Here is a 20,460-nt window from a genome sequence, read left to right as displayed (position 1 = left end):
GGAACAGGACATGGAGAGCGGACCGGCGGCCTACGCGGGGACAGTGTTCAGCGTGTTCGGTATCGGGCTGCTGACCTGGACCGCGGCCCGGCTGCGACGTCGCGAGCCCGTCGCCGAGGGTGTGAACCGCGTCGCATCCGCCGCCCTCACAAGCCTCGCCGCGATGGCCGCGCTCGCCCTCGGTGCATGGTGCTTCACGCTGCTGTGACATCGCGATTCCCGTTCGCAGCACGACGGGGGCCCCGGTAACCGGCGGATTACCCTCCGGATAGAGCCGATGGGGCTGCCGGCCACTCCGGGCGGCAGGAATGCCGGTAGTCGGGTTACCGTTCGAGTGGCCGTTGCGGGCTTTTCCCGTTTGACACGGGGGCGGGCTGTACCGTCACACTCCGCAGCGTCACCATGACCCGACCCCGGGACGAAGGCCTGGGGAGGCTGCAGTCGACCGGAGAGAAGAGCGAAGTTGTCCCCGACCAGCGAGACCGCACAGGGCGGCCGCCGACTCGTCATCGTCGAGTCGCCTGCCAAGGCGAAGACGATCAAGGGCTACCTCGGCCCCGGCTACATCGTCGAGGCGAGCGTCGGGCACATTCGCGATCTTCCGAGCGGCGCCGCCGAGGTGCCGGAGAAGTACACGGGTGAGGTGCGCCGCCTCGGTGTGGACGTCGAACACGACTTCCAGCCGATCTATGTCGTCAACGCCGACAAGCGGGCGCAGGTCAAGAAGCTCAAGGACCTGCTGCGGGATTCCGACGAGCTCTTCCTCGCCACCGATGAGGACCGCGAGGGCGAGGCCATCGCCTGGCACCTCCAGGAGGTGCTCAAGCCCAAGGTCCCGGTCAAGCGGATGGTGTTCCACGAGATCACCAAGGACGCGATTCAGCAGGCCGTGCGCAATCCGCGCGAGCTGAACCAGAAGCTCGTCGACGCCCAGGAGACCCGCCGCATCCTCGACCGCCTCTACGGCTACGAGGTCTCGCCGGTCCTGTGGAAGAAGGTCATGCCGCGCCTGTCGGCGGGCCGCGTGCAGTCCGTGGCGACCCGGCTCGTCGTGGAGCGGGAGCGCGAGCGCATCGCGTTCCGCTCCGCCGAGTACTGGGACCTGACGGGTGTCTTCGGGACCGGCCGCGCGGGCGATTCGTCCGACCCGTCGACGCTGTTGGCACGGCTGGCGACGGTCGACGGCAAGCGCGTGGCGCAGGGCCGTGACTTCGACTCACTGGGCCGGCTGAAGGGCGCGAACACCCTCCACCTCGACGAGGCGAACGCCCGTGCGCTCGCCGCCGCCCTCCAGGACACGCGGTTCTCGGTCCGGTCGGTCGAGTCGAAGCCCTACCGCCGCTCGCCGTACGCGCCGTTCCGTACGACGACGCTGCAGCAGGAGGCCAGCCGCAAGCTCGGCTACGGCGCGAAGGCGACCATGCAGATCGCGCAGAAGTTGTACGAGAACGGCTTCATCACGTATATGCGTACGGACTCCACGACCCTGTCGGACACGGCGATCACCGCCGCCCGCGCGCAGGTCACGCAGCTGTACGGTGCCGACTACCTGCCCGAGCAGCCGCGCACCTACGCGGCCAAGGTCAAGAACGCGCAGGAGGCGCACGAGGCGATCCGGCCCTCGGGTGATCGTTTCCGCACCCCGGCGGAGACGGGACTGACCGGTGACCAGTTCAAGCTCTACGAGCTGATCTGGAAGCGGACCGTCGCCTCCCAGATGAAGGACGCGATCGGCAACTCGGTCACCGTCAGGATCGGCGGCATCGCCGCCGACGGGCGGGACGCCGAGTTCACGGCGTCCGGCAAGACGATCACCTTCCACGGCTTCCTGAAGGCGTACGTCGAGGGCGCCGACGACCCGAACGCCGAGCTGGACGACCGCGAGCGCCGGCTGCCGCAGGTCACCGAGGGCGACGCGCTGACCGCCGAGGAGATCACCGCCGACGGCCACTCGACCAAGCCCCCGGCCCGTTACACCGAGGCCTCGCTGGTCAAGGAGCTGGAAGAGCGCGAGATCGGCCGCCCGTCGACGTACGCGTCGATCATCGGCACGATCCTGGACCGCGGCTATGTGTTCAAGAAGGGCACGGCCCTCGTGCCGTCCTTCCTGTCCTTCGCCGTGGTCAACCTCCTGGAGAAGCACTTCGGGCGGCTCGTCGACTACGACTTCACCGCCAAGATGGAGGACGACCTCGACCGCATCGCGCGCGGCGAGGCGCAGGCCGTGCCGTGGCTGAAGCGGTTCTACTTCGGTGAGGGCACGGTCGAGGGAGTCGCCGCGGACGCCGGGAACGGCGACGGCGACCACCTCGGCGGCCTCAAGGAACTGGTGACCGACCTGGGCGCGATCGACGCGCGCGAGGTGTCGTCGTTCCCCGTCGGCAACGACATCGTGCTGCGGGTCGGCCGCTACGGGCCGTACATCGAACGCGGCGAGAAGGACACCGAGGAGCACCAGCGGGCCGATATCCCGACCGACCTGGCGCCGGACGAGCTGACCGTCGAGCTGGCCGAGGAACTGCTCGCCAAGCCCAGCGGCGAGCGCCCGCTGGGCACCGACCCGGACACGGGACGGCCGATCGTCGCCAAGGCCGGCCGCTACGGCCCGTACGTCACGGAGATCCTCCCCGAGGGCACCCCGAAGACGGGCAAGAACGCGATCAAGCCGCGTACGGCCTCGCTGTTCGCGTCGATGTCCCTGGACACGGTGACCCTCGAGGACGCGCTGAAGCTGATGTCGCTGCCCCGGGTCGTCGGCACCGACGCGGAAGGCGTCGAGATCACGGCGCAGAACGGGCGCTACGGGCCGTACCTGAAGAAGGGCACGGACTCGCGTTCCCTGCAGTCCGAGGACCAGCTCTTCACGATCACGCTGGAGGAGGCGCACGCGATCTACGCCCAGCCCAAGCAGCGTGGCCGGGCGGCCGCCAAGCCGCCGCTGAAGGAGCTGGGCGATGACCCGGTCAGCGGCAAGCCGGTCGTCGTCAAGGACGGCCGCTTCGGGCCGTACGTCACCGACGGCGAGACCAACGCGACCCTCCGCTCCGCCGACAGCGTCGAGACGATCACCCCGGAGCGGGGCTTCGAACTGCTTGCGGAGAAGCGCGCCAAGGGTCCCGCCAAGAAGACGGCGAAGAAGGCTCCGGCCAAGAAGGCACCGGCCAAGAAGACGGCGGCGACGGCGGCAAAGAAGACCGCTGCCAAGAAGACGGCCGCCAAGAAGACGACGGCGAAGAAGACCGCTGCCGCGAAGACGGCGGCGTCGAAGGACAGCGCCGAGGACTGAGGGCACGGGTCGGCCGCGGGACCGGGTGGGAGAGCCGGGCGCGCGGGCCGAACAACCGACGCGGATTCTTCACAACCCGTTCGTGAAACGCGCGCCCCGGCATCATTTTGGTGTCGGGGCGTGCGCACGTTCGGACGGCAGCCCCGGGCTGTCGGCGGCTGCCGATAGGCTGAACGCATGACGCGAGCCGAGCAGCCAACGGCCCAGAATCCGGCCCCCGACGACGCCCTGGTCGCAGATTCCCGAGAGCGCGCCGTCCGCGCCCTGCTGCGCCGGCCGCAGCTGAAGCGGTTGTGGAGCGCCCAACTCGTGGGGGGCATCGGAGACTCCCTCGCCCTGCTCGTCCTGGTCGCGCTCGCCCTCCAGGCGGCCATCGCCCAGGGTTCCTTCGGCGGCGGTTACCGCGGCGTGGCGTTCGCGATCGCGACTGTCTTCGGCGCGCGGATCCTCGCGGTCCTGCTGTTCGGAGCCGTCCTGCTGGGTCCGCTCAACGCGCTGACCTCCAAGGAAGGGCCGCTCGACCGTCGCTGGAGCATGATCGGCGCGGACGGGCTGCGGGCCGCCCTGCTGATCGTCGCCCCCCTGTGGATCGAGTGGACGCCGGACACCGCGCTCGCGCTCCTGCTCGTCACCGCGTTCGTGACCGGTGTGGCGGAGCGTCTGTGGGCGGTGTGCCGCGAGAGCGCGGCCCCCGCCCTGCTGCCCGCGCCGCCCCTGGAGGGCGCGACGGTGCGGCCGCTGCCGGACCACATGGACGCGCTGCGGCGCCTGACGTTGCGTACCGGATTCATGGCGGTCCCGCTGGCCGCCGCCGGGCTCGCCGTCGTGTCGCTGCTGAACAACCTGCTGGGAACGGGCGTCGCCTGGTTCGACCAGCACCAGGTGGCCCTGGCCTCGTACGTGGCCGCCGGGCTGTTCGCCGCCTCGCTGTCGGTGATCACCTCGCTCGAACTGCCCGCCACCCGCACCCCCCGGGCGCGGTCCCCGCTGGAGGGGCTGCGCCGTCCCAGGACGGGTACGGGCGTCGACAAGGGCCGTACAGGCGCGATCCCGCTGCTGGTGCCGGCCTGCGCGGCCGTCGCGGGGGCGGTCTCGGCCTCCGTCGCCGTCGCCGTGCTGCAGGCCAAGGACCTGGGCGGCGGCCCGGTGCTCTACGGCCTGCTGGTCCTCGCGGTGACCGGCGGCACCGGCGTCGGCATCCGTACGGCGCCCCGGATGCTGCCGTCGCTGTCCCGGCGCCGGCTGCTCGCACTGGCGATCGCCTTCACCGGCGTCGCGCTGCTCGCCGCCGGGCTCGTCCCGGACGTCACCACCGTGCTGCTCGTCCTGGCTCTCGCGGGCATCGGTGCCGGTGTCGCGGCCAACACCGGGCACACGCTGCTCGACCAGGAGGCCGAGGACCACCGGCGGGTGCGCACGACCGAGCATCTGCACGCGGTCGTCCGGGTCTTCATCGCCGTGGGTGCGCTGGTGGCCCCGGTGGTCGCCGGAGGCATCGGGCCGCACCGGCTGGACAACGGCAAGTTCGTGTTCGCCCACGGGGGCGCCGCTTTCACGCTGATGCTGGTCGGCGCGTTGCTGCTGCCCGTGGCGGCGCTCGTCCTCGCGAAGGCCGACGACCGCTCCGGCGTGCCGCTGCGGCACGACCTGCGCGATGCGCTGCGCGGCGGCGACGAACCCGTGGAAGTGCCCGCGGCGCACGGATTCTTCATCGTCCTGGAGGGCGGCGACGGCGCCGGGAAGTCCACCCAAGCGGAGGCGCTCGCCGAGTGGATCCGCGCCAAGGGGCACGAGGTCGTGCTGACCCGCGAGCCGGGTGCGACGCCGGTCGGCAAGAGGCTGCGGTCGATCCTGCTGGACGTCTCGAGCGCCGGGCTGTCGCACCGCGCGGAGGCGCTGCTGTACGCGGCGGATCGCGCGGAGCACGTGGACACGGTCGTACGGCCGGCCCTGGAGCGGGGCGCGGTCGTGATCTCTGACCGCTACATCGACTCCTCCGTCGCCTACCAGGGAGCCGGGCGCGACCTGTCCCCGACGGAGATCGCCCGCATCAACCGGTGGGCGACCAATGGCCTTGTGCCGCATCTGACGGTCCTGCTCGACGTGGCACCGGAGACGGCGCGCGAGCGGTTCACCGAAGCACCGGACCGGCTGGAGTCGGAGCCGGCCGAGTTCCACGCGCGCGTGCGGTCCGGCTTCCTCACGCTGGCCGCCGCCGATCCCGGGCGCTATCTCGTCGTCGACGCCGCACAGGAGCCCGAGGCGGTCACGACCGTGATCCGGCACCGGCTCGACCAGATGCTTCCGCTCTCCGAGGCCGAGGTGAAGGCCCAGGAGGAGGCACGCAGGAAGGCCGAGGAGGAGGCCCGGCGCAAGGCCGAGGATGAGGCCGCGCGCAAGGCCGAGGAGGAGCGGCTGGAGCGAGAGCGCCAGGAGCAGCTCGCCAGGCTGCGGGCCGAGGAGGAGGAGCGCGAACGGCGCGAGCTCGAGGAGGCCCAGCGCCGCGAGGCCGAGCGCCAGGCGGAGGAGGCCCGGCAGAGGGCCGAGGAAGCCCGTCGGCGTGCCGAGGAGGAGCAGGCGCGGCTGCTCGCGGAGGAGCAGGCGCGGGCGGCCGAGGAGGCGCGCAGGAAGGCCGAGGAGGAACGGCGCCGCAAGCAGGCCGAGGAGGAGGCCCGGCTGCGAGCCGAGGCCGAGGCGCGCCGGATAGAGAAGCAGCGGAAGGCCGAGGAGGCGCTGCTGCGGGCCGAGGAGGCGCGCCGGGCAGCGGCCGAGGCGGCGGCGTCGGCCGCCGTGGCGGCCTCGGATACGGCGGGCCCCGGCGCCACGGTGTCCGGTTCCGGTGCGGCGAGCGGTGCTTCCGCGTCCGCTGCCGGTGACGCGGGGGGCGCTGCCCCGAAGGACTCCTCGCCGGACAACGAGATCACCGTCCCCACCCCGTTCGTGACGCCGACGAACGCGTCGGGCGGTCCGGTGGACGAGACCGCCGTCCTGCCTCAGGTTCGCGGGCGGGAGACCGAGGCGGAGACCACGGCGAAGCTGCCGAAGCCGCCCGAGCCGAAGGGCGCGGCCGACGAGACGGCGGTGCTCCCGCCGGTGGTGCCGGGCGCCGCCGACGAGACGGCCGTGCTGCCTGCGGTACGGGACGGCGGTGCCGGTGCTCCTGAGGACCGGGTGCCGCCGGGCTTCTTCCGCGACGAGCGCCCCGCGGCGCGTCCCGACGGAGCAGAGGAGCGCACGCGCGAGCTGCCACAGCTGGACGCCGAGGGCCGCCCCCAGAGCCGGTCTCGCCCGGAGTGGGCGGAGGAGACCCCGCTGGACGACCTCCCGAGCCTGGCGGACGAGCTGCTCGGTCCCCGGGACGACGAGGAGCGGGACGACGACGGCCCGCGGCGCGGTCGGCGCCGCTGAGCCCGGCGCGACACGGGTCGCGCGCTGAGCCGGGCACGTGGCGCGGTGCGGCGCTGAGCCGGTCGCACCCTGGGGTGCCTCGCGGGCACAAGGGGTGCCTCGCGTGGCGGAGAGGCCCGGGGCGGTGCGGGTGCCTCGTTCGTTGTCAGTGGTCACCCGCACAATGGATCGCGTTGGGCGGAGTGCGACGGAAGGGCGGTGTCCCATGACCGTGTGGGACGACCTGGTGGGCCAGGAGAAGGTGAGCGAGCAGCTCGGCGCGGCTGCCCGTGACGCCGACGCCCTGGTCACCGCTGCCGCCGACGGAGCCCCGCCGCCCGAGGCGTCCAAGATGACGCACGCGTGGCTGTTCACGGGACCGCCCGGTGCGGGGCATACGCAGGTGGCTCGGGCCTTCGCGGCCGCGTTGCAGTGCGTGAGCCCCGACCGCGCGCTCGGCGGCGCCCCGGGCTGCGGCTTCTGCGACGGCTGCCACACCGCTCTGGTCGGTACGCACGCGGACGTGTCCACGGTCGCCGCCGTGGGCACCCAGATCCTCGTCGCCGACATGCGCGACACGGTCCGCAAGTCGTTCACCGCGCCGGCGAACGGCCGCTGGCAGGTGATCCTCGTCGAGGACGCCGAGCGGCTGAACGAGAGATCGGCCAACGCGGTCCTGAAGGCCGTGGAGGAGCCCGCTCCCCGTACGGTCTGGCTGCTGTGCGCCCCGTCCCTGGAGGACGTCCTGCCGACGATCCGCTCCCGCTGCCGCCACCTGAGCCTGCGCACGCCCTCGGCCGACGCGGTGGCGGACATGCTCGTCCGGCGCGACGGCATCGAGCCGGACATCGCCTTCGCCGCCGCCCGCGCCACGCAGGGGCACGTCGAGCGCGCGCGCAGGCTGGCCACGGACGAGGGCGCCCGGGCCCGCCGCGCCGCCGTACTGAAGCTTCCGCTCAGGACGGACGACATCGGTGACTGCCTCAGGGCGGCCCAGGAGCTGGTCGACGCGGCCACGGAGGACTCCAAGCAGCTCGCGGAGGAGGTCGACGCCAAGGAGACCGAGGAGCTGAAGGCGGCGCTCGGCGCGGTGCAGGGCGGCCGGATGCCGCGCGGCACCGCGGGCGTGATGAAGGAGCTGGAGGAGCGGCAGAAGCGCAGGAGGACGCGTACCCAGCGGGACAGCCTGGACCAGGCGCTCTCCGACCTCACGGGCTTCTACCGCGACGTCCTCGCCCTCCAGCTCGGCTCCCGCCTCGCCCTGGCCACCACGGACACGGAGGTGCTGGAGCGCCTGGCCCGCGGCGGCACGCCCGAGTCCACACTCCGCCGTATCGAGGCGATCGCCGCGTGCCGGGACGCCCTGGACCGCAATGTGGCCCCCCTGCTGGCGGTCGAAGCGATGACCATGGCCCTGCGTGCGGGCTGATACCGCTTGCGAGGGATTGACTTCGTCACTCGTACGAAGTGCCTTAGCCACCTATCGTGATCAATCCATTGCGCAGGGTTACGCTCACCAGATGCACATCAGGCGCATTCCTGGACCATCTCGCCGTCCCCGCCCGACCCGCTCTCTCCCTTCCGCCCGACCGCATCAGGTGACGCGGGCGGGCGGCATGCTGCTGGCCGCCGCCGCGCTGTTCATGTCGGCCTGCTCAGCCGGGAGTTCGACATCCGCGACGGTGGATGTGGCGCTGCCCGCGCTGCCCCGGTCCACACCGTCGGCGCTGTCTCCCTACTACGCACAGAGGCTGAACTGGCGCTCCTGCGGAGCCTCCGGCTTCGAGTGCGCCACGATGAAGGTGCCGCTCGACTACGACAAGCCGCTCTCCGGCGACGTCAGCCTGGCCGTCTCCCGCAAGAGGGCCACGGGCAGTCAGGGCCAGTCCCTCGGCTCGCTGCTGGTGAACCCGGGTGGCCCGGGCGGGTCGGCCATCGGCTATCTGCAGCAGTACGCGGCCGTCAGCTACCCGGCGGAGGTCCGCGCCCGTTACGACATGGTCGCCGTCGACCCGCGCGGCGTGGGGCGCAGCGATCCGGTGGAATGCCTGGGCGGCCGCGCGATGGACGCGTTCACACAGACCGACATGACTCCCGACGACCAGCGGGAGACGAACCAGCTGGTCGACGCGTACCGGCAGTTCGCCGAGGGCTGCGGGCAGCGGTCGGGGGACCTGCTCCGCCATGTCTCCACGGTGGAGGCCGCCCGGGACATGGACGTCCTGCGCGCGGTGCTGGGCGACCGGAAGCTGAACTTCGTGGGGGCCTCGTACGGGACGTTCCTCGGGGCGACGTACGCGGGACTGTTCCCGGAGCGCGTGGGCCGGATGGTGCTGGACGGGGCGATGGACCCCTCCCTGTCCGCCCGCCAACTGAACGAGGACCAGACCGCGGGCTTCGACACGGCATTCCAGTCCTTCGCGAAGGACTGCGTCAAGCACGCCGACTGCCCGCTGGGCGGCCCGGGCACGACACCGGCGCAGGTCGGCGAGAACCTCAAGGCCTTCTTCACGAAGCTGGACGCGTCCCCCATCCCGGCCGGCGACGCGGACGGACGCAAGCTCGGCGAGGCCTTGGCCACCAGCGGGGTGATCGCCGCGATGTACGACCAGGCGACCTGGCCGCAGCTGCGGGAGGCGCTGACCTCGGCCATGAAGAGCAACGACGGCGCGGGACTGCTCGTCCTGTCGGACACCTACTACGAGCGGGACGCGAACGGCAGGTACTCCAACCTGATGTTCGCGAACGCGGCCGTGAACTGCCTGGATCTGCCTTCGGCGTTCTCGAGTCCCGAGGATGTGGAGAAGGCGCTCCCGGAGTTCCAGAAGGCGTCACCGGTGTTCGGAAAGGGGCTCGCCTGGTCGGCACTGAACTGCGCCTACTGGCCGGTCAGGGCGACGGGTCAGGCGCACCGGATCCAAGCGAAGGGAGCGCCGCCGATCGTGGTGGTGGGCACGACCCGGGACCCGGCGACTCCGTACCGCTGGGCACAGTCCCTCGCCGCCCAGCTCGCCTCCGGCAGGCTGCTCACCTTCGACGGCGACGGCCACACCGCCTACGGCCGGGGCAGCAAGTGCATCGAGGGGGCGGTCGACACCTATCTGCTCCAGGGCACGCCCCCGGCGAAGGGGAAGCGCTGCTCGTAGCCGCCCTGGCGCCCCCGGAGCCGACGCCTCCGGGGGCCTGGTCGGAGCACCCCGGGAAACTGTGTAGACTTACCGACGTTGCTGATCGCACCATAGTGCGGGCAGCGTGCCGCTTTAGCTCAGATGGCCAGAGCAACGCACTCGTAATGCGTAGGTCTCGGGTTCGAATCCCGAAAGCGGCTCCACCAACAAGGCCCAGGTCACTACTTCTGACCTTGGACTTTCGCGATTCCTTGATCAGTTCGTGGTCTACACCACGGCCTGTGAGGGGCTGGAAATACACATCGTGTGGCCGTGGTGTGGCCCGCCCTCGGACGAGAGGGGCCACACGCCCGGTCAGGCCACCCGCCTGCGCGCCTTCTTCGCCTTCAGCGCCTTCCTCACGTCCTGCTTCGCTGCCTGCTGGGGCAGCGTCGTCACGTAGGTGTCGGTCGTCGTCCCCACCGAGGAGTGCCCGAGCGTCTCCTTCGCCGCCTCCTCCGCCTTCCGGTAGGCGGTGACGAGGTCCAGGGACGCCGAGGCGGTTGCGGCGTGCATCTCGGGCAGGACCGTCTGGTAGGTGTCGCTCGTCATCCGCAGGGAGGCGTGACCGAGCATCGCCTGCACAGCCTTCGGGGCGACGCCGGCGGCCAGCGCCAGGCTTGCCGCCTCGTGGCGGCCGTCGTGGAGCCGGATCGGCGGCAGCCCGGACAGTTCCCCCAGCCGGTCCCAGCGGTCGGTGAAGAACTGCGGGTGGTACTCCGAGCCGTCTTCCTTGGTGAATACCCGGTTGGCGGCCCCGGCGGGCGCGGGTACGCCGGCAGACTCCCACTGCTCGAGCTCGGCGGCCTGCTTCTCGCGCCAGGCCCGCAGCAGCATGACCGAGTCCCGGTTCAGCTTGATGTCGCGGACGCTGTCGGCCTTCGGGTCGTCCTCGTGTACCTCGTAGGAGATGGACACCAGCTGCTCGGTGATGTGGATGACCTCCTCGTCCAGGTTCACCTCGTCCCAGGACAGCGCGACCAGCTCGCCGCGGCGCAGGCCGTGGAAGAGGACCAGGTGCCAGGCGGGGAAGTGCCGGTCATCGACGACGAAGTCCAGGAACTCGGCGGTCTGCTGCAGCGTCCACACCATGACCGGGCTCGGCTTCTCGCCGGTCCGCTTCCAGCGGGCCACGCGTGGCGGGGTCCAGGCGAGCGCGCGCGGCTTGGTCACCTTGGGGAGGGTCACGAGCTGCGCGTAGTTCTTGGCGATCAGCTCCTCCTTCAGCGCGTCGGAGAGCGCGGAGGACAGGGTGGCCTTGATGCTGAGCATGGTGGCCGGGCCGGTGGTGCGCTGCAGCTTCTTCCGCTCGGCCAGGTACTCGTCACGCGCTGCCGTCCACACTCCCCGCCGGCGAGCCCGCTCCTTCTTCTCCTCCGGGTTCCCGGTCGGTGCCTCACGCCATGCGGTGGACGCCGCGTCGGCGGCCTTCTCCAGCTCGGCGACCCTGGCACGGTGCTCCACGCGGCGCTCGTTGTCGCTGAGGATCCAGTCGAAGATGGCCTGGCAGTGGCGGGCACGCAGGTTGCGGATCTTGAGCGCGCCGAGGTGCGGGACGAGGTACAGCTCCATGTCGCGCTCGTACTCGTGGGCGGTGGTGCGCTTGAGTTCGGTCTTCTTCTTCTTGATCCAGCGCGTCAGGAACTGTGCGACGGTCTCGTCCGACAGGACGTTCACGCCGGCCTTGGACGCCCTCCACACTTCCTCGGCCTTGGCTGCGGCCTCGGCTTGGGTGAGGAAACCGCCCAGCCGGACGCGCTTGCGTTCCCCGCTGCCGTCAGGCTCCAGTTCGATCTGGAAGGACCACGAGCCGTGGTTGCGGTCCTTGAGCCGCGGGCAGTTCGCGCCCAGCCGGCCGACCTTCTGCGCGCCGCTGTCGTCGATCTGGGGGGCACCGCTCTTGTCGAACAGCGGGCCTGAGCAGCCACACCGTTTGTACGTCTTCTCCTCGAACACCGTCCCCCACCCCTACGCCGGGTTATCACCGTCGGCGCACATTCTTACCTCATATTGCTCACGAATACTGGCCCTTACCAGGGCGCCGTGTATGGTGTGGCACATGTTGGCGTGGGGGAGAACGCGACAACGAAGATGGCGACGACGATCACCCCGGCCGCCGACCAGCGCGGGATGACCTTCGAAGAGGTCCTGGCATTGCCCGCGACGGTCAACGTCGTGACTGCGGCGCGCGCACTGGGGATCGGGCACAACAAGGCGTACAGCCTGATCAAGTCTGGCCGGTTTCCTGTGAGGACGCTGACCATGGGGGGCACGGTACGCATCCCCACGGCAGCCCTGTGGGAGGCACTGGGGGTCGGCTCGCTGCGACGATAACGCTGCGGGCCACGAGTGAAGTGGGAACGGTGGCATGCCGCGCTTGTACGGCTTCGACAACCAGGCACTGACGCGGGTCCGCGCCGATGAGCGGCAAGTTGTACGTGAGGCCGTTGGCCGTATCCAGGCCGGGCAGTCACAGGCTGAGGTCGCCGCGTGGATGAACGCCGAGGGCTATCGGGGCACGATGGGCGGCGAGTGGACGTCCATGACGCTCGGTCGTCTGCTGGACAACCCGGCGATCGCCGGACTGGAGCGGGACCCCAATACCCATGAGCTGGTCGAGACAGGCCGGGAGGCGCTGATCACACCGGAGGAGTTCCGGTGGCTGCAGCAGCGCCCCGGCCGGCCGGGCAGCGTCCGAAGCGATCAGGACCGTTCACCCGATCACGAGTACCTGCTGGCGGGCGGCCTTGCCGTGTGCGGGCAGTGCGGGCAGCGCATGGCGGGCGCACGCACCGGCGCGGGCACTCCGTCCTACCGCTGCCAGACCAGCTTCGAGGGCCGCGGCGGGTGCGGGAAGATCCGCATCAATGCGGCGCTGCTCGAGGAATACGTCGCCGAGCTTGTTCTGGGCGAGCTGCTGCGCCCGGGCGCCGTCGCCGCCCTGGAAGTCGCGCGCGCGAGCATGGCCCGTGACGCCGATGCAATCCGCGCCCAGATCGCCAACCTGGAGAAGTCGCGGACCGAGCTTGCCGACCCGTATGCGCGAGGCGAGCTGTCGCGGGCCGCGTTCGTCGCCGCTGACCGGCAGGTCGGCGAACGCCTGAAGAAGGCTCGGGCGCGGCTGCGGTTCCTGGAGCAGGCCGTGGACGTGCCGCTGGGCGGGGTCGAGGACCTGGCCCGCTGGTGGGAACACGCGCCGTTCGCCTCCAGGCGGGCCCTGGTGATGCTGCTGGTGTGCGAGATCAAGGTGCATCCGGCGCGGGCGCGCGGGGTGCGGGATGTGGACGACCGGGTCACGTTGACCTGGCGCACCCCGGTCGCCTCGTAGCCGGGGTGCCCCTAGCGGGTCAGTCCTGCTCTTCGTGGTCGGGGGACGTCGCCCACCAGTAGATGACCTCATTCAGGGTCTGCGCGCCGAGCTTCTTGCGGAGCTGTCCCAGCTGCTCGTTGATCCAGGCCGCGCCGATACCGAGGTTCTTCGCTGCCTGCGCCTGCGTGCGGCCCAGGCACAGTTCGCGCAGGATCGCCCGCTGGGTGTCGGTGGTGAGAAGGCCCTTGTCTTCACCGCGGGTTCCGCCGTGCCACGGCTGGGCGCGCTCCCAGAACATGTCGAAGACGTCGACGATCCGGCCCACGCCGTACGGATCCGTGATCATCACGCACTCGTCCGGGGAGGGCTCGCCGCCGCCGCTCTGTGCGGGGACGAAGGCCACGCGGCGGTCGAAGACGATGCTGCGGGGGAAGCGGCCGTTGATCGTGCGGATTTCCCCGCCGTGGGCTGCCATGGCCTTGGCCCAGTCGCCGACCGTGGGGACGCGTCTTACCGAGCTGTGGTACAGCGTCCGCATGGGCAGGCCCTGTTGGAGGACGCTGCGGTCACGTTCGTAGGAGAACGCCAGGTCCTCGCGGGAGCGGTTGCCGGGCTGCGCGGAGATGATCTCCTTGCGGACGCCAGCGTGTTCGCGGGCGATGTACTCGTTGATCAGCTGTCGGCCGACCAGGTGACGGCAACGCTTGACAGCAGTCGACTCCCGCAGCAGCTACACTCCTTGATCAGCTCACGGCAAGAAAACGATCAAAGCAACGGTGTAAAGACTCACGGCCACAGTCGTGCCGTAAGCCTCGTAGTCTCTGATGCCTTTTTGATCTTCATCCCTCAAGGCGTGGGCTGTGCGCTGAACGCCAAGGATGACTCCCGCCATAGCGAGCAGGAGGCCAGCGCCTACGAGCGTGTTCACGCTTGCAGTGGTCGGCATGAAGTGGCCGCCAAGGCCTCGTACAACCATTGCGATCAAGATCGGGAGCACCCCGATGACGGCAAGCCGTTGACCTTTCGCGTAGGCGTCTTTCTGGTCTTTGATCCATTGTTTGTCCAGCCAAGATGGGCGTATTTGTGGATCGCGGGGACCTGTACGGTGGCTGTCGCCTACCGTAAAGGCTGTGAAGTAGGCGCTGGCCGCCCCTCCCGCTCCGGTGATGAGCGAGAACAGAGTCCGTGCAGTCGGCAGGTAGATCGCCGAGAGGACTTCGAAGGCGGCGAGAACGGAGACTATGGACACGACGACCGGCACAGCCGTGTACATGACTGCTGGCGGGAGATTGGCCGTCTCGTCCTGTTCAGCACCGATCCCTGCCAAGGCAATCGAACCGGTGAGGCTTGCGATGATGGCAATGACGAGCAGCCCCGTTGCCAGCGTGACGAAGGCCCTATTGCCCTGGTGAGCACTGGTGAACAGAACCGTGACAGTGGGAACAGCAAGGGCTCCGAACGCCCCCACGATCGGGGCGTAGGCGGCCGCCCCTCTCCGTACGTCGTAGTGGCCTTCAGCTTCTGAAGAGCCCAAGTTGTCTGCCATGGAAGAACGTTGTCTCAAAGGCACAACGCACACCTCGGTTCGTCAACTAACCTGGATTTGCAATGACGTTCACTGGGCGTCACAGGTAACGGCGGGGATCGGCGCAAGATCAACCTCCATGTGGAGGGTGCTGCTTACACACATCACTTCTCCGCAGAAAGCCCACACCGCGCCACACTGAGCCCCTGATCACCAGGCACCCCGGGGATTCGCCGGAGCGGCCACTCGCGCCTGCTAGACGGCTCGGCAACGCTCCGCAATCAGCTGGCGGCATGCCGGGACCAGCGACTCATCCGTGAAGCCCCGCTTGGGCAAGGAAAAAGTGGGCTCACCCGAGGCATCCAGGAGAATGAACTGGCGCACGGTTTCCGCGAACCCGCCAAACGCTTCCCACGCGTAGGAACAGGTTCTCTCGTTCATGCGCACCGTCAGTCCATCCGCGGCGACCGTCGCCTCATGTACCTGCGGCGCCTTCCCGGATCGGCTCCCCACCTTGTCTGCCGCGCGGCGCATACCCCAACCGGTAGAGAGGATGAGCACGGTCCGGGCGTACTTCACGAACAGTCCTGCGCACAGGAACATGATCAGGAAGGTGGCCGGCGGTTTTTCCGGGACGCTTATCTCAATCACTCCCAACAGCACCATAACCAGCAGACTCGAAGCCGCATTGCGCACTGCCCGATTCCGAGAGCGCCGCAGCCGAGGCGACATGGCAGATGCTTCCGCCAGATCTCCGGGCTCTGGCACGTACGTGAGTGTGAACGCCTGCAACGACCGTCTCCCCGCCGACCTAGATGTATTTCGCATCATAGGGTCACGCGCGTTGCCTCCCGGAGGCATGGCCCCTCCACGACGGCGCGCCTCTCACCACAGCGCGGCGTGAGGTCCCGGTTCGCCCCGCATGAGACGGGAGTTGCCGAAGTGAGCGAGATCGGCAGACAGCACTACGGCTTGCCACGTACGCTCACCGTCGACCGGATCCGACGTACCGACAGTCCAATTGCGGTCAGCGCCCCTTTCGGGAGATAAGCCATGAGACGAAGCCTCGTCATCGCGGCTGCGGCCGTCCTGGTCGCGTGCGCGGCATGCAGCCGCACCGGCGGTACCGGTGTCAGCAACGTCGTCGACAACATCTAGGCGCACTCCTGACCGCAATGCCGGTGCACCCCTATCCTGCTGGGTTTTCTTGAATGAGGTGGCGCACCGAGGCGCGTCACGCCACGTGGGATCGTCGGTCGACGGCCCCAGGCCGTCCGCTGCCCTGACCCACGATCGGATACCGGGGAAGGGGTTCACGGACGAGACCACAGCCCCTCGGTCACGGGAGCGGGGCGTCGGCCCCGGGCGTCCGGGGGCCGAACCGTGCCGGTTCAAACGGCACGGGACGAGGCATGTGCTGTGGCCTTCTGCCTGGTGCGCCTCGAGTCGACAGAGGGATGTGACCTTGAGATGATTAAGCGTAACCGCACGGTCGCTATCCGTCTCGCAGTGGCCGTTCGTCGAATGCGGGGCCCTGCGCGAGAGGCCACTCGGGGACACTCCTGGCCTCCCGGCTCCGGACGGTGAGACCGCGCCGCCGAGGCGTGGAACCGCATCTTCATTCACGCCTGTCCCGTGCGTTCGATCCTCTCGGCCCTGCATTCGATTCCGTATGCCCCAAAAGAAAGGCAGAACAGTGAACGGACGTGTGCGCCTTGCCGCGTTGGCACCCCTAGCAGTGTCCTCGCTGGCACTCGGCTCGGTGCCCTTCACCGCCGGCTCCGCCCAGGCGGTCGCGCCTTCGGCCACCTGCCACGTGACACAAGTCGCCGGCTCCACCTCGTTCTCCATCATCGGGCAGGAACTGACACCAGGCGCCACGGTGCGAGTCCGTCAAGGCACCATCACGGTCACACTGCACGCTGGGGCTGACGGAGCGCTCCAAGGCACCCTTTCGGCCTCTTCCCAGGGAGGGCCCGTGACCATGCAGGAGGAGGGCGGGCCGCTGCTGTCATGCGGCACGGTCCAGCAGGCCGAACAGTCCCAAGCCCAGCAGCAGTTCGCCAAGGGCTTCACGGACGGCTTCAACGTCGCCAAGGCGACCTGCAAGGCACAGGCGCCGCAGGGCGTGACCGCACTGGACCCCAACTACGAGAAGGGCTTCAACGCCGGCGCGGCCGCCGCGATAGCCAAGTTCTGCAAGGCCTAGCAGCCCCCCGAGTACCGGCGGCGGATTCGAGAACCGCTGACCGAGAACCGCCTATCACGCCCAGAGGTCGGCCCCTGCCCGTAGAGTTCGGGCAGGGGCCGATGCACGACGCGGGGCGTCAGAAGGCGCCGGTGCCGTTCGGAGTGCCGAGTCCGGTCGGTCCGTCGTAACCGGGGCCGGCCGTACACAGGTAGTTTCCGCAGGCGCCGTTCGAGCCCGACGTGACGTCGTTCAGCGCCGCGGTGTGGCTGTACGGGTATGAACCGGCAGTCACGGAACCGGTGTTCCCTGCCAACGCGTACACGCTCGCGATGATCGGCGACGAGGCGCTCGTGCCGCCCACCTGCACCCAGCCGTCCGCGCCCGCGACGGCCCCGAGCGAGATCAGCAGGTCGCAGTAGGAGCTGGTGCCGCACGTGTTGTACGTGTCGTAGACCGCGACGCCGGTGTTCGGGTCGGCGACCGCGGACACGTCCGCGACCGTACGCTTCGCGCAACCGGTGTCGTGCTGCCAAGAGGGCTTCGCCTCGTACGCCGAGCAGCCGGACCCCGCACCGCTCGTACCGGTAGTCGAACCCCAGGCGGTCTCGCTCCAACCGCGCGAGTTGGACGCCTTGTTGAGCGACGTACCGCCGACGGCGGTGACGTAAGGCGAGGACGCCGGCCAGGACACCCCGTAGCCGGAGTCCCCGGAACTGGCGGTGGCGGCGATCCCCGGGTGGTTGAAGTGGCTGTCGTCAGAGGTGATCGTGGAGTCCTCGGCGCCGCCCCAGCTGTTGGAGATCGAGACCACGCCCGAGGTCGCGGCGGCCTGGTCCTCGGCCTTCATCAGGTCGCCGGTATTGGCCGAGTTGGCCTCGACGAGCAGGACGTGACAGTCAGGGCACGTCGCCGAGACCATGTCGAGGTCGAGGCTGATCTCCTCGGCCCAACCGGCGTCAGCGGACGGCAGCGGCGACGCCTGCCCGTTCTGGTTCACCTTGCGGAAGCAGCCGTTCGCCGTCGTACAGGCCGAAAGCCCATACGCATTGCGGTACTTGCCGAGGTCCGCCTCGGCGGACGGGTCGTCGTACGCGTCGACGATGGCCACGGTGCGGCCGCCGCCCGACGTCCCGCCGAGGTTGTATGCGGAACGCAGGTCCGACGGCACGTACCCGACCGTCGTCGGCGACCCCGTGGTCAGCGGCGCCAGCAGGCCGGACGAGGTGCGGTGCGCCCGCATCATGCCGAAACAGCGCGCCTGCCCCGCGTGCGCGGGGTGGGCGCAACCGAAGTCGAGTACCGGCGACGAGGCCGCCCGCGCGGGCACCGCGGCCTGCGCGGCACCGGCGCCGACCACACCTCCGGCCAGCACGGTGAATGCGAGAGTGATGAGCCCGGTCAGCAGGGCTGCCGCTCGCTGGGCACGGCGTATGTGAGGAGAGGGGCGGCCATCTCTTTGTGCGGAACGTTGTTCCATCGAGCCTCCTGGAAGTTGTGGGGCACTCATGGGGCACTCGTGGGGGCGCTGTCCCGGCCCCGGCCGCCGGGGGCGGGCGGCCGGGGCCGGGACAGGTGAGAGGAACTGCATGGCAGTTGAATTCGAGTCAGGCTCGAAGTGCTGCCACCATGCAGCCGCCGCAGGTCACCGTCAAGAGCATGTCAACCCCAACCCCCCGCTTTTGCCCCTGCAGTTGCGGCATTTGACCTTCGCATGGAGATCGGCCGCACACTCGGAGCAGATGCCACGTCCGTCCATCTGCGGTCTGGCGCTTGGCGGCATCTGGTCATAGGCCAGCTGGATGAGCGGCGTACAGCACCTGTCGATAAGGGTCCCGTGGCGGGACCGACCGTGGGAACAGAAGCCGCGTCTTCGCCAACCGGGCCATCGGCTCGAACGCCCAGGGCAGCGGTATCACCAACGACTTCGGCGCCAACACGACACTGAGGGACAGCTCGGTCACCTACAACATCGCCAAGCTCGCCCCCGGCGGCATCGCCCTACAGAGTCCTCTACCTGGCAACGGTGCTGGACCACCTGCGCGGCCCTCTCGCTCAGCTTTAACAAAACCAGTGCCGGTGCTTCGCGGATCCTGACGGCAGAAGATGACGGCAACAGAGTCGTACACACAAGGACCTTGGCGGTAGCAAGGGGCCTGCCTTGAGCCCCTGTAGTAGCAACGCGGCAGCCCGCACGTAGCTGAAGATGAACTGCTAATGCGGTGCTCACTACGGGTCTTCCCCTGACGCATGAGCCCCCTCCCGAAGCCCTTGCGGGGCCGCGGAAGGGTGCTCAAGTGTGAGCCACGGCGACGGCTGCCGACGGCTCAACTGTGCGAGGCTACCGATCAGAAGGAGACGGAGACACCGGCCTGGTGGTACTGGCTGGCGGCTCCCATGGCCTCGCTCTTGACTGCGTCGATCTGCGCCAGGACATCAGAGTCGCTGACTGCCATGGGTCCGGCGATGACGCTGGCGTGCGGGCTGAGGCCGCCGGAGACGTTGTCGAGCTCAGCGTCGGAGATCTCAACGGTCTGAACCTGAGGAGCGGAGTGCATGGTGAGACTGCCCTTCGTATGAATGTTCTGCAAGGGGAGCGGAAAACAGCCCCACGAGTGTCTTGAGGAACACCGACTTGCCCGTCCCCGAGGGCCGAGCATCACCGAGAACTCCCCGGCGGTCAGCGTCAGCGAGACGCCCTGCCAGATGACCTGGTGGCCGAAGGACTTCGTCAGCCCTTCCATACAGATCTCGACACCCATCCGGTTCCATTCTTCGCCCGTGGAGCAGTTCCGACATCTGCTCTACGGGGAGGCGAGGGGCGTCCGTCGCGGCGGACGAACAATTTTTGCGGACGCGTGTACGTGGCGCTACGGCAGCTTGGGAGACGGCGTGCGCGAAGGCGGCCTCGGGGCGGGCACGGAGAGCGGAGCGGCCGGTACGGCCGAGGCCGAGGGAAGCGACGGGAGCGACGAGGCGGCCGACCTCGTCCGCAGGCCCGGCACCTTCGGCACCTCGGGCACCTGCGGAGCCGACAGCTCCGGGAGCGGGGGCGCGGACACGCCCGGCAGGGGCGGCACGGGTACCGGCAGCGGTAGGGACGTTCCCCCGGTGGGTGAGGGTGTCCGGCCCCAGGCCCCAGGCGTCGGGGGCGAGGGGGTGGGCGTCCCGGGGGCGCGCCCCTGCCCCGCGGCCTCGCCGCGCAGGACCTGCGCGTCGCTGGACGCGGCCGGTCGCGGCGCCGGACCGTTCCCGTTTCCGCCCGCGTCGAGCGCGTACGGCAGCACGAACCCCGCCACCGCCAGGGTCGCCGCCATCGAGGTGACCGCGACCGCATGGGCATTGCCGCCCCCGCGCAGCCGTCCGCGCCCGACCAGGAACAGCACCAGCCCGAGCGTCCCGGCCAGAGAGGCACGCAGCGTCCGCCGGGCCCGGGCGAGCAGCGACTCGACGGTCCGGTAGCTGAGCCCCATCCCCACCGCGACCTGGCTCACGTCCAGGCCCTCGGACCTCAGCCGAAGCGCCTCCGCCTGCCGGGCGGGCAGCTCACCGCTGCGCACGGCGAGCCACTTCGCCTCGGCCCGGTCGCACACCCCC

At 69.7% G+C, this 20,460-nt stretch carries 15 protein-coding genes, 1 tRNA gene and 1 pseudogene; 9 read left to right on the top strand and 8 right to left on the bottom strand.

From position 1 onward, the window contains the following. Positions 1 to 10: 10 nt before the first annotated feature. The 6 genes from ACWDA7_RS15845 (at position 11) to ACWDA7_RS15820 (ending at position 10,004) form a co-directional block, all read left to right on the top strand. Positions 11 to 208: a hypothetical protein gene (locus ACWDA7_RS15845; RefSeq protein ID WP_432930779.1), complete on the top strand. Its 198-nt coding sequence runs from the start codon at positions 11 to 13 to the stop codon at positions 206 to 208. 255 nt (positions 209 to 463) lie between these two features. After that, positions 464 to 3,286, top strand: a complete 2,823-nt coding sequence (gene topA / locus ACWDA7_RS15840) for a type I DNA topoisomerase (RefSeq protein ID WP_450604770.1) — start codon at positions 464 to 466, stop codon at positions 3,284 to 3,286. Positions 3,287 to 3,463: 177 nt separating this feature from the next. After that, positions 3,464 to 6,694: a dTMP kinase gene (gene tmk, locus ACWDA7_RS15835; protein WP_450604769.1), complete on the top strand. Its 3,231-nt coding sequence runs from the start codon at positions 3,464 to 3,466 to the stop codon at positions 6,692 to 6,694. Between the two features lie 205 nt (positions 6,695 to 6,899). After that, complete coding sequence (locus tag ACWDA7_RS15830; RefSeq protein ID WP_450604768.1) at positions 6,900 to 8,102, top strand: DNA polymerase III subunit delta'; 1,203 nt, start codon at positions 6,900 to 6,902, stop codon at positions 8,100 to 8,102. 91 nt (positions 8,103 to 8,193) lie between these two features. Continuing rightward, the gene (locus tag ACWDA7_RS15825) at positions 8,194 to 9,819 is read left to right on the top strand and encodes an alpha/beta hydrolase (RefSeq protein WP_450604767.1); all 1,626 of its coding nucleotides are present in this window, start codon (positions 8,194 to 8,196) and stop codon (positions 9,817 to 9,819) included. A 108-nt stretch (positions 9,820 to 9,927) separates the two neighbouring features. After that, positions 9,928 to 10,004 (top strand) — tRNA-Thr (locus ACWDA7_RS15820). A 151-nt stretch (positions 10,005 to 10,155) separates the two neighbouring features. Here the strand turns inward: ACWDA7_RS15820 and ACWDA7_RS15815 are convergent. Then, a complete protein-coding gene (locus ACWDA7_RS15815) occupies positions 10,156 to 11,796 on the bottom strand; it encodes a tyrosine-type recombinase/integrase (protein WP_450604766.1) in 1,641 nt (546 codons plus the stop codon). A 96-nt stretch (positions 11,797 to 11,892) separates the two neighbouring features. On the opposite strand from ACWDA7_RS15815, the gene ACWDA7_RS15810 reads away from it, so the two are divergent. Continuing rightward, positions 11,893 to 12,174, top strand: a complete 282-nt coding sequence (locus ACWDA7_RS15810) for a hypothetical protein (protein ID WP_450604764.1) — start codon at positions 11,893 to 11,895, stop codon at positions 12,172 to 12,174. A gap of 34 nt (positions 12,175 to 12,208) precedes the next feature. After that, positions 12,209 to 13,168, top strand: a complete 960-nt coding sequence (locus tag ACWDA7_RS15805) for a recombinase family protein (RefSeq protein WP_450604762.1) — start codon at positions 12,209 to 12,211, stop codon at positions 13,166 to 13,168. Positions 13,169 to 13,187: 19 nt separating this feature from the next. On the opposite strand, the gene ACWDA7_RS15800 is transcribed toward ACWDA7_RS15805, so the two are convergent. The 3 genes from ACWDA7_RS15800 to ACWDA7_RS15790 form a co-directional block, all read right to left on the bottom strand. Then, positions 13,188 to 13,688: a hypothetical protein gene (locus ACWDA7_RS15800; RefSeq protein ID WP_450604761.1), complete on the bottom strand. Its 501-nt coding sequence runs from the start codon at positions 13,686 to 13,688 to the stop codon at positions 13,188 to 13,190. A gap of 210 nt (positions 13,689 to 13,898) precedes the next feature. Beyond that, the gene (locus tag ACWDA7_RS15795) at positions 13,899 to 14,696 is read right to left on the bottom strand and encodes a hypothetical protein (protein WP_450604760.1); all 798 of its coding nucleotides are present in this window, start codon (positions 14,694 to 14,696) and stop codon (positions 13,899 to 13,901) included. A gap of 234 nt (positions 14,697 to 14,930) precedes the next feature. After that, a complete protein-coding gene (locus ACWDA7_RS15790) occupies positions 14,931 to 15,341 on the bottom strand; it encodes a hypothetical protein (protein ID WP_450604759.1) in 411 nt (136 codons plus the stop codon). A 1,312-nt stretch (positions 15,342 to 16,653) separates the two neighbouring features. Between ACWDA7_RS15790 and ACWDA7_RS15785 the strand changes: the two genes are divergently transcribed. Then, a complete protein-coding gene (locus ACWDA7_RS15785) occupies positions 16,654 to 16,884 on the top strand; it encodes a hypothetical protein (RefSeq protein ID WP_450604758.1) in 231 nt (76 codons plus the stop codon). 118 nt (positions 16,885 to 17,002) lie between these two features. Here the strand turns inward: ACWDA7_RS15785 and ACWDA7_RS15780 are convergent, their stop codons facing one another. From ACWDA7_RS15780 to ACWDA7_RS15765, 4 genes and pseudogenes are all read right to left on the bottom strand, one after another. Continuing rightward, complete coding sequence (locus ACWDA7_RS15780) at positions 17,003 to 18,343, bottom strand: S53 family peptidase (protein ID WP_450604757.1); 1,341 nt, start codon at positions 18,341 to 18,343, stop codon at positions 17,003 to 17,005. A gap of 868 nt (positions 18,344 to 19,211) precedes the next feature. Beyond that, positions 19,212 to 19,421 (bottom strand): hypothetical protein, encoded by a 210-nt coding sequence (locus ACWDA7_RS15775; protein WP_450604756.1) that lies wholly within the window; start codon positions 19,419 to 19,421, stop codon positions 19,212 to 19,214. A gap of 46 nt (positions 19,422 to 19,467) precedes the next feature. After that, a pseudogene (locus ACWDA7_RS15770) lies at positions 19,468 to 19,625 on the bottom strand (ATP-binding cassette domain-containing protein); the annotation flags it as partial. A 108-nt stretch (positions 19,626 to 19,733) separates the two neighbouring features. After that, positions 19,734 to 20,460, bottom strand: a 727-nt coding sequence (locus tag ACWDA7_RS15765; protein ID WP_450604755.1) for an RNA polymerase sigma factor, incomplete at its 5' end; no start/stop codon positions are given.

The organism is Streptomyces sp. NPDC001156, assembly GCF_053598275.1.
Note: the sequence above shows the minus strand (reverse complement) of the source record. Positions and strands in the feature narration are given on the sequence as shown.